Source organism: Pseudomonas granadensis (assembly GCF_900105485.1).
GTDB classification, from domain to species: Bacteria; Pseudomonadota; Gammaproteobacteria; order Pseudomonadales; family Pseudomonadaceae; genus Aquipseudomonas; species Aquipseudomonas granadensis.
Genome location: NZ_LT629778.1, coordinates 703,741 through 719,170 on the forward strand (window position 1 = coordinate 703,741; position 15,430 = coordinate 719,170).

Annotated in this window: 10 protein-coding genes; 8 read left to right on the plus strand and 2 right to left on the minus strand. The window is 58.7% G+C overall.

All coding sequences use genetic code 11. From position 1 onward, the window contains the following. The first annotated feature begins 56 nt into the window (after nucleotides 1-56). Both BLU52_RS03005 and BLU52_RS03010 read left to right on the plus strand, forming a co-directional pair. Nucleotides 57-1,850 (plus strand): DUF1302 domain-containing protein, encoded by a 1,794-nt coding sequence (locus tag BLU52_RS03005; RefSeq protein ID WP_090281821.1) that lies wholly within the window; start codon nucleotides 57-59, stop codon nucleotides 1,848-1,850. Nucleotides 1,851-1,873: 23 nt separating this feature from the next. Continuing rightward, nucleotides 1,874-3,241, plus strand: a complete 1,368-nt coding sequence (locus BLU52_RS03010; protein WP_090281822.1) for a DUF1329 domain-containing protein — start codon at nucleotides 1,874-1,876, stop codon at nucleotides 3,239-3,241. Nucleotides 3,242-3,764: 523 nt separating this feature from the next. Here the strand turns inward: BLU52_RS03010 and BLU52_RS26915 are convergent. After that, entirely contained in the window at nucleotides 3,765-4,025 is a 261-nt protein-coding gene (locus BLU52_RS26915; RefSeq protein ID WP_231988006.1) for a hypothetical protein, read from the minus strand. Here BLU52_RS26915 and BLU52_RS03015 point away from each other — a divergent pair. Beyond that, entirely contained in the window at nucleotides 4,011-5,933 is a 1,923-nt protein-coding gene (locus tag BLU52_RS03015) for a helix-turn-helix transcriptional regulator (protein ID WP_231988007.1), read from the plus strand. The genes BLU52_RS26915 and BLU52_RS03015 overlap by 15 nt on opposite strands. Before the next feature lie 155 nt (nucleotides 5,934-6,088). Beyond that, complete coding sequence (locus tag BLU52_RS03020) at nucleotides 6,089-9,553, plus strand: dermonecrotic toxin domain-containing protein (RefSeq protein ID WP_090281824.1); 3,465 nt, start codon at nucleotides 6,089-6,091, stop codon at nucleotides 9,551-9,553. Between the two features lie 28 nt (nucleotides 9,554-9,581). Here the strand turns inward: BLU52_RS03020 and BLU52_RS03025 are convergent, their stop codons facing one another. Next, nucleotides 9,582-10,361, minus strand: coding sequence for an IclR family transcriptional regulator (locus BLU52_RS03025; protein ID WP_090281825.1), 780 nt, complete (start codon nucleotides 10,359-10,361; stop codon nucleotides 9,582-9,584). A 163-nt stretch (nucleotides 10,362-10,524) separates the two neighbouring features. Here BLU52_RS03025 and hmgA point away from each other — a divergent pair, with 163 nt between their 5' ends. The 4 genes from hmgA (at nucleotide 10,525) to BLU52_RS03045 (ending at nucleotide 15,297) form a co-directional block, all read left to right on the plus strand. Continuing rightward, entirely contained in the window at nucleotides 10,525-11,829 is a 1,305-nt protein-coding gene (gene hmgA, locus BLU52_RS03030) for a homogentisate 1,2-dioxygenase (protein WP_090281826.1), read from the plus strand. 3 nt (nucleotides 11,830-11,832) lie between these two features. Beyond that, nucleotides 11,833-13,137, plus strand: a complete 1,305-nt coding sequence (fahA, locus tag BLU52_RS03035; protein ID WP_090281827.1) for a fumarylacetoacetase — start codon at nucleotides 11,833-11,835, stop codon at nucleotides 13,135-13,137. A 12-nt stretch (nucleotides 13,138-13,149) separates the two neighbouring features. Beyond that, nucleotides 13,150-13,785: a maleylacetoacetate isomerase gene (gene maiA / locus BLU52_RS03040; protein ID WP_090281828.1), complete on the plus strand. Its 636-nt coding sequence runs from the start codon at nucleotides 13,150-13,152 to the stop codon at nucleotides 13,783-13,785. Nucleotides 13,786-13,926: 141 nt separating this feature from the next. Then, nucleotides 13,927-15,297: an MFS transporter gene (locus BLU52_RS03045; RefSeq protein ID WP_090281829.1), complete on the plus strand. Its 1,371-nt coding sequence runs from the start codon at nucleotides 13,927-13,929 to the stop codon at nucleotides 15,295-15,297. Nucleotides 15,298-15,430: the final 133 nt, after the last annotated feature.

Consider the following 15,430-nt stretch of genomic DNA (forward strand, 5'->3'; position numbering starts at 1 on the left):
CGACGCGGTTGCGCGGCAGTAGGGTGGGGCCTTCTGTCACTCACCGGGGAAGACGCATGACAAAAACAACAATGCGCGCCATCTTCACACCGCAGGCGCTGGCTGCCGCGGTGGCTTTGGGTTGCTGCGCCCAGGCGCAAGCGGTTGCATTCAACATCGGCGAAATCGAAGGCACCTTCGACTCGTCCCTGTCGATCGGCGCGAGCTGGGGTCTGCGCAATGCCGACGACTCGCTGGTCGGTACGGTAAACGGCGGTACAGGGCAATCCTCGACCGGTGATGACGGACGCTTGAACTTCAAGAAAGGCGAGACCTTCTCGAAGATCTTCAAAGGCATTCACGACCTCGAGCTCAAGTACGGCGATACCGGCGTGTTCGTGCGCGGAAAGTACTGGTACGACTTCGAACTCAAGGATGAGGACCGCGAGTTCAAACAGATCAGCGACAGCGGCCGCAAGGAAGGCGCCAAGTCCTCGGGCGCGCAGATTCTCGACGCTTTCGTTTATCACAACTACGCCATCGCCAATCTGCCGGGCACCGTGCGCGCAGGCAAGCAAGTCGTGAGCTGGGGTGAAAGTACTTTCATCGGCAATTCGATCAACAGCATCAACCCGATCGACGTCTCGGCGTTTCGCCGCCCCGGTGCGGAGATCAAGGAAGGTCTGATTCCAGTCAACATGCTGTTTGGCTCGCAGAGCCTGACCGACAAACTCTCGGTTGAAGGCTTTTATCAACTGGAGTGGGACCAGACCGTTCTCGACAACTGCGGCACCTTCTTCGGTGTCGACGTCGCGGCAGATGGCTGTAACAACGGCTACACCGTCGGCAGCCCGGCGGTGGCGCCACTGGTGCCGCTGACCACCGCGTTCGGCCAGGGCATTCAGGTCACCCGCGAGGGTGTGGTCATTCCCCGTGGTGGCGATCGTGATGCGCGCGATTCCGGGCAGTGGGGCACGGCGCTGCGCTGGCTCGGCGAAGACACCGAATACGGCCTCTACTTCATGAATTACCACAGCCGCACGCCGACCGTCGGTACGACCACCGCGGGGCTGTCGACGCTGGCGGCATTGCCCGGCATGGTCGGCATTGCCAACCGTCTGGCGCCCGGCAGCGGTGCGGGGCTGGCGCAAAGCGTGATGCTCGGACGCGGCCAGTATTACCTCGAATATCCCGAAGACATTCGGCTCTATGGTGCAAGTTTTTCCACCACGCTGCCTACCGGTACCGCATGGACTGGCGAGATCAGCTACCGGCCCAACGCCCCGGTGCAGGTCAACACCAACGACCTGACTCTGGCGCTGGTCAACCCGATTGCCGGCGGCACCGCTTCGCCACTCGCGACCTCGCCGGGCGCCGATAACAAGGGCTATCGCCGCAAGGAAGTCACGCAGGTGCAGAGCACGCTGACGCACTTCTTCGATCAGGTCCTGGGCGCCGAACGTCTGACTGTGGTCGGCGAAGCGGCGGTGGTGCACGTCGGTGGGCTGGAGTCGCGTAGCGACCTGCGTTACGGCCGCGATTCGGTGTACGGGCAATACGGCTTCGGTGGCGACACCGACGGGTTCGTGACCTCGACCTCGTGGGGCTATCGCGCCCGGGCCATTCTCGATTACGCCAACGTGATCGGCGGAGTCAACTTCAAACCCAACCTGTCGTGGTCGCATGACGTCGCCGGTTATGGCCCCAACGGCCTGTTCAATGAAGGCGCGAAAGCGATCAGCGTCGGCGTCGATGCCGACTACCGCAACACCTACACCGCGAGCCTCAGTTACACCGACTTCTTCGGTGGGGACTACAACGTGCTCGAGGACCGTGACTTCGTCGCTTTGAGCTTCGGTGTGAACTTCTGATCTGCCCGAGAAGGATGAATGCAATGCGCAAAATGATTCTGCAATGTGGCGTGCTGGCCTTGAGTCTGCTGGCGGCCAATGTGATGGCGGCGGTGTCGCCGGATGAAGCGAACAAACTTGGCACCAGCCTGACCCCGCTCGGCGCCGAAAAGGCGGGCAACGCCGATGGTTCGATCCCGGCCTGGACCGGCGGTATTGCAAAGAATGCCGGTGCGGTGGACAGCAAGGGTTTCCTCGCTGACCCGTTCGCCAATGAAAAGCCGCTGTTCACCATCACCGCGGCCAATGTCGATCAGTACAAGAGCAAGCTGTCCGACGGTCAGGTAGCGATGTTCAAGCGCTACCCGGAAACCTACAAGATCCCGGTCTACCCGACGCATCGCACGGTGGGCGCGCCGGCGGAGATCTACGAATCGGCCAAGCGCAGCGCGTTGAACGTGACCTCGATCAACGACGGCAACGGCCTGGCGAATTTCACCGGTAATCGCTACTACGCCTTCCCGATTCCGAAAAACGGTGTCGAGGTTCTGTGGAACCACATCACCCGCTATCACGGCGGCAACCTGCGGCGGATCATCACCCAGGTTACGCCGCAGACCAACGGCAGCTACACGCCGATCCGCTTCGAAGAAGAGGTGGCGGTGCCGCAGTTGATGAAGGAACTCGATCCGGAAAAAGCCGCCAACGTGCTGACCTTCTTCAAGCAGTCGGTCACCGCGCCGGCACGTCTGGCCGGTAACGTGCTGCTGGTGCATGAAACTCTCGATCAGGTGAAGGAGCCGCGTCTGGCCTGGATTTACAACGCCGGACAACGCCGCGTACGGCGCGCCCCGCAAGTTGCGTATGACGGCCCGGGCACCGCCGCCGACGGTCTGCGTACTTCGGACAACTTCGACATGTTCTCCGGCGCGCCGGATCGCTATGACTGGAAACTGGTCGGCAAGAAGGAAATGTACATCCCGTACAACAGCTACAAACTCGACTCGCCAAAACTCAAGTACGACGACATCGTCAAGGCAGGCCACATCAATCAGGACCTCACCCGTTATGAATTGCACCGGGTCTGGGAAGTGATCGGCACGGTCAAGCCGAACGAACGCCACATCTACGCCAAACGCCACATGTACATCGATGAAGACAGCTGGCAGGTCGCGCTGGCCGATCACTACGATGGTCGCGGGCAACTGTGGCGCGTTGCCGAGGGTCACTCGCAGTATTACTACGACCATCAGACCCAGGCGTACACGCTCGAAGCCCTCTACGACATCATTGCCGGCCGCTACATCGCGCTGGGGATGAAGAACGAAGAGAAGCACAGTTTCGAGTTCGGCTTCGAAGCCAAGGCTGCCGACTACACACCATCGGCCTTGCGCGCCGAGGGCGTACGGTAACGGTTTGGATACCTGGGCAGTACAAAAGGCGACCGCACGGTCGCCTTTTTTATGGCCGTCAATCAGCGCGCTGAATGTTTATCAACAAGTGCCGGGGAGAGGACTAGGGTGACGGCACAATGATAAAAAGGCTCAGCCGATGACCGCCATGACAGCGTGCCTGGATCGACCCGGATTTCTGCCCAGGCTTTCCTCCCATCACCAGTCTCGCAGCCGATTGAGCGAACCACTGTTGGCGTCGGCGGCGCGGGTCAGACTGGTCTGCGCACCTGCGGGCAGTGGCAAGACCGCGTTGTTCGCCGAGTGCCTGCTCCAGGTGCGTTTGGGCAGCGAAGCGATCTGGCTGCCGCTGGCGGGAACAGCGCTCAGTCGTGAAGAGTTTTGCCTGCGCCTGGCCCATGCGTTGGGACTGGACGAAGGCCTTGGTGAGTCAGGGCTGTGCGCAGCGCTGGCAAGTTGGTCCAGGCCCGCGGCGTTGTTTATCGATGATTACTGTCGCCTGCCGGATCCGGCACTGGATGCTTTATTGGATCGCTTGCTCACGATCAGCAGTCCGGCGCTTGGCTGGTGGATCAGCACGCGGCGTCGACCGCAATGCAACTGGCCGCGCCTTTTGCTTGATGACGAACTGTTTGAATGCGAGCGCGTCAGCCTTGCGTTGACGCGCGATGAAGTAGCGTCGATGTTGCGCCATTTGCCGCCAGATCAGGCCGACACTGTCGCGGCTCGCATTGTCCAGCGCACCGGCGGCTGGTGCGCCGGAGTGCGCATGGCGCTGCTGCAAAAGTGCGACTGGTCGCAAAACCTTGAGTCCAGGCAGCGTGTCGATACGTTGCTGGATTACCTGCAGCACGAGCTGTTCAGCAGTCTGACGCCGGAGCAAGCCGAGGCGTGGAGTGTGCTGGCGCACGTGCCGCGGTTCAATGCGCAACTGTGCGAGCATTTGTTTGGCGCCGGGGAGGGCGCGCAGCTTCTGCATGATCTGCAAGTGCTGGGTTGCTTTATCGAGCCGTGGAACGATTGCGCCGATTGGCTGCAGATTGCCGCGCCCTTTTCTCGAATCATGCGCGAGTCGAATTGGCCCTGCGCGCGCTCCTGGCATCGGCGAGCCTGTCAGTGGTTTACCTCAGCGCAGGATTGGCGAGCGGCATTCGAACATGCGCTGCTGGCGGAGGAATACGAGACCGCCGCAAGCTTGTTGCAGCACTTCGGTTTTGAGGATTTGTTCGAAGACCAGACGGTTGTGCTGTTGTTGCGGTTGCATGAACAACGGAGTCAGGAGCTGACCCTGATGGCGCCGCAACTGATCGCTCTGGTCACTGACGCATTACTCTTCGCCGGACGCTTCGAACAGGCCGCGCAATGCATGGCCCGGTTGTGCCGCTTCATGCCGCAACCCTCAGCGCAACTGGAGCAGCAGATGCTCGCGCGCTGGCAGGCGCAACAAGGCTGGCTTTACCACTTGCAAGGTCGGATGGAGTCGGCCCGTGCGTGCTTCCAGGAGGCGTTGGCGGCGCTGGCTCCCGGCGCCTGGCAAGCGCGCTTGTTGTGCCTGTCGGGACTGACTCAACAAGCGTTGCTGTGTGGCGAGTTCGATCAGGCCCACGCCATCAACCGCGAGGCTCTGTGCCTGGCGCGCGCTCAGGGTTCTTTGCTGTTCGAAGGATTGCTTGAGCTTGACCATGCACAATGGCTGGAGCAGCGGGGCGCCCCTGGGCGTGCTGAAAGTCTGCTCGGGGATATCGAGCATTTGCTGCGTCAGCGCACAGTGGCGCCCACGCCGCTGCTCGGAAGGATTGCTCTAAGGCGAGGACGGCTGGCGCTATGTATGGGGCGTGATGACCAGGCTGCGGATCTGTTCAGTCAAGGCCTGGACGCTTGCCTGCGCAGTGAAGACAAGCGGGTGTTGTATGGCTACTTGGGGCAGGCTCAACTGGCAGGCAATCGTGGCGATTACGCCAGCGCTTTCGAACGCTTGCGCGAGGCTGAAAGGGTCATGCAGCAGCGGCAGATTCCCGATACGGTCTACCGCGGTGTCGTGCTGCAGGTCAGTAGTCAGTTCTGGTTGCAGCAGGGTCGACCGCAACTGGCGCATGAAGCATTAGGGCGGCTGTTGCGGCATTACCGCGGCCCTTCTGGGCTGCAGGCGCCTCCGGCGACATTCGAGCTGATTACCCGTATCGAGTACCTGCTGGCTTGCGCCTGTATGCAACTGAACCCGGATCAAAACTGGTTCACAGCATTAGAACCTTTGTTGAAGCGGGCCCAGACACAGGGCATGTTGGCGGCAGAAACAGAGCTACTGCTGGCTGTCGCCCAATTGGCGGAGTCCGTCGGCGATTGCGCCATGGCGCAGCAAGCCTTTGAACGGGCGCGGGGACTTGTTGAACGGTGTCATCTGCATCAAGCGATGAGGGAATGGCAATTACGCCGAGCGATGGCTGCCAGTGGATCGGCTACCACTGCTACCTCGAAATCCGAAGGGGTCAATCCATTACCGGGACTTAGTCGCCGTGAGCGCGAAGTACTGATGATGATTGCACAAGGGCTTTCCAATCAGGAAGTTGCCGAACAGCTGTTTATTTCCTTGCATACTGTTAAAACCCATGCGAGGCGAATAAACGGAAAGTTGGGTGTAGAACGCCGCACCCAAGCGGTGGCGAAAGCGAAGGCAATGAGAATATTGGATTAAAGTTGAGTTTGTTGGCGCGGTAGATTGTTAATATTTCTTTTTGTTGGGCATGGTCTGTAATCTATTCAGGCTTCGTATTGGCAAGAAGAAAATCTACCTTGTATCTATCGTTAGACGCTGCACCCGCAGCCCTGGATAGTAAGCAAGGAAACGATGTGAGTACTTTATTCAAAAGTTTAATGCGTCATACAATCGGCGAGCAGGTCACGTGGGCAGAGGAATGGGAAAAGGCCAATCGTGCCAAGGGTGAGTTGTTCGCAATTATCGAAGCCATACCGACGGTGCAAGATATACTGCGCAGCATGCTCGTCACTGAGTCGCAACGCTTGGGCAAAGAGATCGATATCGATAATGTCTACGTCAATACCGGTGCTTCTCTGCCTGGCAGTTCAAACCGGCCCTCGGGCACTCTTTGGGAAGTCGCGCTTCACTGTCTCGATCATAACGTGATCCCTGCCTGGATCGCGGGCGGTGATGGCGTGTTTTTTCTGCCCGATACCTTCAGCGATCAATTCAAAGTCGATGGCCTCAGTGTTCATGTTATTCAGGAGCTGATCTCGACGTTGTCCGCGGGCCTGGAAAATAACCTGCGCACGGAACTTGAAACATTCTGGGCTGGCGCGGTGAGTTCTACTCGTGCGAAACATTCGTCGCTATCCAACAAGCAGGCGTTTATTCAGGCTTACGGTTTGCTGACGAGCGCGGAATTGTCGCTGTCGCTCATGGCACAGCGTTTCGAAGCTTATTTCGGTGAACGATTTGCTGATCTGCTTGATTCAGCAACCGGTCAAGGGGTATTTGAGGTCAAGCTGCAACCAACACCGGATTATCTCGATTCGCTTCAGCCGTGTTTTGTCCTGGACAATATCGAGCACCCGGAAGCAGAAATGAAACTGGTGAACGAGTCAACCGGTTACCTTGTGCATACGCTGGAAAACGGTTTTGAATATTTTGACAAGAACCTTGATCTGCACGGCAAATTGCAAGCTCGATTGTCCTTGGGCAGCAGTCAGATAAAGTACCTCAATGCCACGCGAAGCCCTCATGCATATTGCGCTGAAGTTCATCTGCAAGGCCAGCTCGACAGTGTATCGGCGTTTTTTATTGGCCGTGAGCAACTGCAAGATACTTTGACTTCCGTGCTGCAGGAAAATCAAGGCATGCATGTGTTGCGTTACGGTATCAACAGCCGCTTCCATCTTCTATGGGCGGAATTGAAGCGTAGTGAGTGGCCGCTTTGGCTAAAGGCCGCGAGCAGTGCTGTTCAACAGCGCTATACAGCGCTTGAAGAAACCAAGGATCAATACAAAGTCGACTTTGAGAGCATTTTTGATACATGTTTTTCGTTCAAGGACTTTGTGTTGCGCACGTTCTCCCATTGGGCAGACAGAACGCTTGGGGAACGCCTGAACCCGGAAGCAATCAGTGTCCACAGTTCTTATGTTATGCAGATTGCCGGTCGCACCATTGAACATGAGGAAACCCGAACGCTGACCGAGTTCATTGTATTTGGTTTGCATGACAGCGCTCATAAAGCCAGTATTCGTATAGTCGGCGCGCCCCCCGGCAGCCGGCTGACGACGGATGCACTTGAGCAGTGGTTGGCTAATCGCGACATGCGTCTGGAATTTACCTTGAGTTTTGCATCCTCGCCATCGGTCGGTTACCAACAGGCTTACCGGGACTATCTGTATAGCCAGATGGAGTTTGCAGTTTTTGTAGCCCAATACGCAGGTGAGTTGACTGGTGCCGATGCGAACATCATTTTCCGGGCGATAGCCAATGATCCTTCAATCATTCTGCAAGGGTTGAAAATCAGTCTACAGCGGCCAGCGTTGAAGGATGTCGTGGTTATTTCAGCCAACGGATACTCATCGACCCTGTTGTTTTTCAAGGCGCCAGACGGTGAGTTCAAGATTCGAAAATTTTCCGACGTTTACGCGACGAAACGCTGGCTGGAGTCGGCGCTCGCAGCGGATCGTGAATACGCAGCATTGTTAATCGAACCGGATTATCTGTACGAAGCGGGGAAATTGCTGGGCAGTGCTCGCACCCAATTGAATTACAAATACGAAATCGATCAACGCCCGGTCGATCTGTATCTGAATCCCAAAGCGCCCCTGCTCGACTATGTCAACGTCGCTTATCGCGCCGAGATTGCCTTGCATAAGGCAATTGCACCGCCCGCTTACCGTGCGCTGGGAATTGACGGCCGCAGGCGTTTTGCCCGGTTGACGACCGAACTCAAGGCACTTTCCACGGTGAATGCGCGCGAGAATGGTTTTCCGACGTTCGAGCAATTCACTTATGACTCGATAAAAATCCAGATAGAAGACATTTTACGTAGTCGAGGGACCATCGTTACGGTCAACCCTGATCAGATAATCATCCAGACGGAAGAGTTTCGTAAGAGCATTACTGATCTTCTGGTTGAAGGGCTGTCATTTGAAGCGGTGCATCCTGCCTACGAAACGAAATTCAGCCCAAAGTATTATTTGCTGGATGGACACCCTGCGATTGAAAAACTGGATATTCGCGACCTTTCCTCGCTGTCGAAAACCTTTCGTCCCGGTGACAGATATAGCGCGATGCTCGAAGCGCAATATCTGAACAAGGCTCACCCTGATTACGCGTTCAAGCGCGCTGTGCACGCCCGAAAAATTCGTTGTGAAATGGACCGCAATGCTGTTTCCGATTTTGTTAACAATAAATTGTCCACAGAGGTTTTTACGACTGTCCGGCGGGTCATTGATGGACTAAAAGAAAGCGGCGCCTGGCAGCGGATCACGGATAATGTTGCCGAAGGTGACGAAGGGTTATACAAATTCAACATCGGTTCGCTAGGGTTGACCGCGGCTTGGGACCGTACAGTCGGCGGTGTTTATATATTCCGTCTGAAGCTGTCTTCGGGCTTCTTTGACCTCCTTTATACGCCTGATGCGCCAGACCTTGTCAGCTTCCGCCCGATTGCAGAATTCATTCCCTCCATTCGTTTTCGATACGGGCCATTCAGAGAATATTACAGCGATCGGATATTGCTCGTTGATCAAAAAGTAATCAGTGATTATTTTGACAGGCTTGTTGCCACGGTTGATGAAAGGCGCGCTCCCGGCACTCAGAACCGCGCAAAGCTGCCTGACCTGTTCACTTTTCATGATCAGCGTGTGCAGCGTATGTTGAGTGATATTGATGAACGCACTATCAGCCTGAACGAAGTCATCGCCGGTCTTGTTTACGACAACGTGATAAAGGCCGCAAGCATCGTAAGCGTGCTGGTGCCGCCGGTCGGTACGGTGATAGTGGCTGTGCAGTTGATGAAGAGCATCTACGATGGCTCACAGTCGCACCGACGGGGTGATTATTCCGCCGCACTGGGGCATGTACAAGACGCTATGATCGGGCTGCTCACCCTGGGCCAGGCAGCGGCGGCAGGTGCACCCGTCAAACAGCTTACCCATGCGCAACGGTCGTTTTTCAGTCTGTTCGAAGACGCGCGAACAGTAGCGGAACTGGTCACGTATTACACCGGCCAGCAAGACCTCAAGGACACGCTGACCGGAGTCTTCACGACGATCATGGAAAGCGCCGAGTCTGGACTGAGTAAAACTACGGTGCGTTGATCATGTTCGAGCGTTCATTGCCGCGGATTTAACCTTCATACCCCATCCGCCAACTAACGGCCCGCGTCGCCGCCAGCAAGCGCTGCGCCGCCGGGCCGTTTTCGTCGGCGTGAAACAGCGAGGTCGGGCCAACGATGGTCAGCACTGCGGCGATCTGTCCGACCGCGTTGAACACCGGTGCCGACAGCGCATCCACCCCCGGCATCAACAAACCGTGCACATGATGCAGACCGCGCTCGCGGATTTGTTCGCACAGTTTCGTGTAAGCCATCTCGTCCTTGAGCGGATGCTCGGCGGCGGCGACTTCCATTTCGCGCAAGTCATCGGTTTCCCGATGCGGCAGGTAGGCGCTGAACACCAGCCCGGTCGAGGAGCTGAGCAGCGGCAATACCGAGCCCAATTGCGTTACCACCGTCACCGCGCGCACAGCCGGTTCGATATGCACCACGGTCGCACCTTGGTTGCCCCATACCGCCAGAAAGCAGGTTTCATTGAGTTCGTCGCGCAACTCGGACAAAGGCAAGGCGGCGACTTTCAGCACGTCCATGCTGTTGAGGGCGGCGAGGCCGACGCGCAGCGCTTCCCGGCCCAGACCGTAATGGTTGGTCGCAGCGTTCTGCTCGGCAAAACCTGAAGCGATCAACGCTTGCAGATAACGATGCACCTTGCTCGCCGGCATCTGCACGTGCTCGGCCAGGCGCGACAATGACGTCGATGGCGACAGCTCGGCCAGCGCCTTGAGGATGTCAGTGCCGACCTCGGCGGAGCGGACTTTCTGTTTGCCGTTGCTGTCGCTGGTTTTTTCCATGGGGCTGGCGGTTCCGGTTCGAATGGGCGTCTTTATAGCTTGACGCTGGATAGCGAGCAAATTACGTTATGCGTAATCAGATTACGATAATAACAACCCCGGCGTGCCGAGACCTCTGAGCCAGAGCGATGGGCCACTGCCGACTCCCTGTTCAGGAGGCTCCATGAACTCCGATTCAACCGCTCAGGCCTTGGCGTATCAGTCCGGGTTCGGCAACGAATTCAGCTCTGAAGCATTGCCCGGCGCGCTGCCCGTTGGCCAGAACTCCCCGCAAAAAGCCCCGTACGGCCTCTACACCGAATTGTTTTCCGGCACCGCGTTCACCATGGCCCGCAGTGAAGCGCGGCGGACCTGGATGTACCGGATTCAGCCGTCGGCCAATCACCCGGCCTTCGTCAAACTCGAGCGGCAAATCGCCGGCGGCCCGCTGGGCGAGGTGACGCCCAATCGCCTGCGCTGGAACCCGCTGGATATTCCGGCCGAACCGACCGATTTCATCGACGGGCTGGTGAGCATGGCCGCCAATGCCAGCGCGGAAAAACCGGCCGGGATCAGCATTTACAATTACCTCGCCAACCGTTCGATGGAGCGCGTGTTCTTCAATGCTGATGGTGAATGGTTGCTGGTGCCGCAACTCGGCCGTCTGCGTATCGCCACTGAATTGGGCGTGCTGGAAGTCGCACCGTTGGAGATCGTCGTCCTGCCGCGCGGTCTGAAATTCCGCGTTGAACTACTCGACGCGCAGGCGCGTGGCTATATCGCCGAAAACCATGGCGCGCCGCTGCGCCTGCCGGACCTGGGCCCGATCGGCAGCAATGGGCTGGCCAATCCGCGGGATTTTCTCAGCCCGGTCGCCGCTTACGAAAACCTGCAGCAACCGACCACGCTGGTGCAGAAGTTCCTTGGCCAGTTGTGGGGCACGGAACTCAATCACTCGCCGCTCAACGTGGTCGCCTGGCACGGCAACAACGTGCCGTACAAATATGATCTGCGCCGCTTCAACACGATCGGCACGGTCAGCTTCGATCATCCCGATCCATCGATCTTCACCGTGCTGACCTCGCCAACCAGCGTGCACGGCTTGGCCAACCTCGACTTCGTGATTTTCCCGCCGCGCTGGATGGTCGCCGAGAATACCTTCCGTCCGCCGTGGTTCCACCGCAACCTGATGAACGAATTCATGGGCCTGATCCAGGGCGAATACGACGCCAAGGCCGAGGGCTTCGTGCCGGGCGGCGCGTCATTGCACAGTTGCATGAGCGCCCACGGCCCGGATGGCGAAACCTGCACCAAAGCGATCAACGCCGAACTCAAACCGGCGAAGATCGACAACACCATGGCCTTCATGTTCGAGACCAGCCAGGTACTGCGCCCCAGTCGCTTCGCCCTCGAATGCCCGCAACTGCAACCTTCTTACGACGCCTGCTGGGCCACGCTGCCCGCCACGTTCGACCCGACCCGGAGATAACCCATGACGCAGAATTCCATCACCCGCAGTTGGGTCGCCTCGGCCAACGGCCACGCTGATTTTCCGTTACAGAACCTTCCGCTCGGTGTGTTCAGCCGTGAAGGTTCTGCGCCGCGCGCTGGGGTTGCGATTGGCGCGCACATCTTCGATCTGCAAGTAGCGCTGGAAGCCGGGCTGTTCGACGGTGCTGCGCGCAGTGCTGTCGAAGCCATGCACGGCGGTCAGTTGAATGCGTTCTTCGAGCTCGGCCGCGAGGCACGGATTGCCTTGCGCACGCGTTTGCTGGAATTGTTCAGCGAAGGCAGCACCGTGCGCGGCAGTATCGAAGCGCAGGGGGCAAAACTGTTGCCTCTGGCTGCCGATTGCCAGATGCACCTGCCAGCACGCATCAGCGACTACACCGACTTCTATGTCGGCATCGAACACGCGCAAAATGTCGGCAAACTGTTCCGCCCAGACAATCCGTTGCTGCCCAACTACAAGCACGTACCGATCGGCTATCACGGCCGCGCCTCGACCGTACGCGTATCCGGCACCGACGTGCGGCGCCCGAAAGGCCAGACGCTGCCGGCCGGTCAGACTGAACCGGTCTTTGGCCCCTGCGCGCGTCTGGACTACGAACTGGAACTGGGCATCTGGATCGGCCCGGGCAACGAGATGGGCGACTCGATCGCCATTGGTGATGCCGCGCAGCATATCGCCGGTTTCTGCCTGCTCAACGATTGGTCGGCGCGCGATATCCAGGCCTGGGAATATCAGCCGCTGGGGCCGTTTCTGTCGAAGAGTTTCATCACCAGCGTGTCGCCCTGGGTGGTGACGGCCGAAGCGCTGGAGCCGTTCCGCACCGCGCAACCAGCGCGTCCGCAAGGCGATCCGCAGCCGCTGCCGTATCTGTTCGATAAACGCGATCAGGACGGCGGAGCCTTCGACATCGAGCTGGAAGTGCTGCTGCTCACCGAAGCCATGCGCGAGCAGAACCTGCCGGCCCATCGTCTGACCTTGAGCAACACCCGCTACATGTACTGGACGGTCGCGCAGATGGTCGCGCATCACAGCGTCAACGGCTGCCAGTTGCAGGCCGGTGATCTGTTCGGCTCGGGCACCTTGTCCGGCCCCGATAGCGGTCAGTTCGGCAGCCTGCTGGAAATCACCGAGGGCGGCAAAAAGCCGATCGAACTGGCGTCTGGCGAGGTACGTAAATTCCTTGAAGACGGTGACGAAATCATTCTGCGCGCACGCTGCGCCCGTGACGGTTTTGCCTCGATCGGCTTTGGCGAATGCCGCGGCAAAGTGCTGGCGGCGCGCTGACGGGAGCAGCTCATGGATCTCTATACCTATTACCGTTCGACCTCGTCGTACCGGGTGCGCATTGCGCTGGCGCTCAAGGGCCTGGAATATCACGCGCTGCCGGTCAACCTGATCGCGCCGGCGGGCGGCGAGCATCGGCAAGCGGCGTATCTGGCGCTCAATCCGCAGGGCCGTGTGCCGGCCTTGCGCACCGATGGCGGCGCCTTGCTGATTCAGTCGCCAGCGATCATCGAATATCTCGAGGAACGTTATCCACAGGTGCCGTTGCTGCCGGATGATCTCGTCGCCCGTGCGCAAGTGCGTGGCGTGGCGGCGGTGATCGGTTGCGATGTGCATCCGCTGCACAACGTCAGCGTGCTCAATCGCCTGCGCCAGTCGGGGCAGGACGAGCCGCAGGTGATCGAGTGGATAAGCCACTGGATCAGTCAGGGCCTGGCGACGGTGGAGCAGTTGATCGGCGAAAGTGGCTTCTGTTTCGGTGAATGGCCGTGTGTGGCGGATGTCTATCTGATCCCGCAGTTGTATGCGGCTGAGCGCTTCAATGTGAGCCTTGAGGCATTTCCGAAAATCCGCCGGGTTGCGGCGTTGGCGGCAGAACATCCGGCGTTCCTCAAGGCGCATCCGGCCAACCAGCCCGACACCCCGTGACCCTTTAGGAATGAGCCTGCTCGCGATAGCGGTGTGTCAGTCAGAATAATCCCGCCTGACACACCGCTATCCCGAGCAGGCTCACTCCTACAGAGATCAACGGCGTTCAAAAAATCATAAAAACAAGACAGGTACCTTGCGATGCACAACCAGATTGCCAGCTTTCGCGCGGCACTCGATGCCCGCCCTGTGTCCCGTTATCAATGGTTGCTCTTGATCTTGCTGGCGCTGCTGCTGGTTACCGATGGCTATGACGCCCAGGTGCTCGGTTATGTGGTGCCGGCGTTGGCTCAGGACTGGGGTCTGGAGAAATCGGCGTTCGGGCCGGTGTTCAGTGCCAACCTGCTCGGTCTCACCCTTGGCTCTCTAGCGGTGACGCCACTGGCTGACCGCTTTGGCGTGCGGCGCATTCTGCTTGCCTGCGTGTTGATCTACGCGACGCTGACTGTGCTGATGGTCTTCGCCGACTCGCTGAACAGCCTGATGATCGCGCGCTTTATCTGCGGCATCGGCATGGGCGGGGCAATGCCCAGCGCCATGGCGCTGATGTCGGAATATTCGCCACCGCGCTTGCGCACCTTGATGGTGACGCTCGCGGCCTGCGGCTTTTCCTTCGGCGGGGCGGCCGGCGGTTTTGTCGCCGCCGGGTTTATCGACCGGTTCGGCTGGCAAGCGGTGTTCCTCGCCGGTGGCGTCACGCCACTGCTGCTGTTTCCATTCCTGTGGTGGATGCTGCCGGAGTCACTGCCGCGTCTGCTGCGTGACGCACCACCGTATGCGCGGCTGCGCAAAGTCAGCGCGCGGATGCTGCCGGACTGGCAGCCGCCGGTAGCCAGCGTCGAGCAGAACGAGCGCGAACAGGGCAGCAAACTGACTGTCGTGGAGTTGTTTCGTAATGGCTACGCACGGCCGACCTTGCTGATCTGGGCGACATTTTTTGTCAGCCTGATTCTGCTGTATTTCATGATCAGTTGGCTGCCTTCATTGCTGCTGGAAAGCGGCCTGAAACTCAATGAAGCCAATCTGGTGACCTCAATGTTCCTGTTCGCCGGCACGCTTGGTGCGATCTGCATGGCCTGGTTCGCTGATCGTTTGAAGCACAAAGTGCGTCTGTTGTCCGGCGTGTTGGCCGGTGCGGCGCTGTGCACGATCCTGCTCGGTCTCAATCACGACAATCCGCGCTATCTGGTCGCCTGCGTGTTCGCGGCCGGGTTCTGCATCATCGGCGGGCAACTGACGCTGAATGCGTTTGCCAGCAATTTCTACCCGGCGCACGTGCGCGCCACCGGCACCGGATGGGCCTTGGGCGTGGGGCGCTTCGGATCGATTCTCGGGCCGTTGTTCGGCAGCCTGTTGCTGGCGATGCACATACCGGTGGCGCAGATTTTCTTTTTCTGCGCGATTCCAGCGGTCATTGCAGCGCTATTGATCATCCAGGTTCGCGCGCCTTCCGAGGCCAAGCAAAGTCCTGCGGGAGCCAGCCTGTTGGCGAAGAGCGATAGCGCGGTCTGACGGATAGACCGAGTCGCCCGCATCGCTAGCAGGGCTAGCTTGTATGGTAGGACTTGAAGGGAGGAGGAGGGACAAGGCTCGATTCTGACTGTTAGCGCAGTACAGACCGTGGGAGATTTTCACCCTCCTCCTT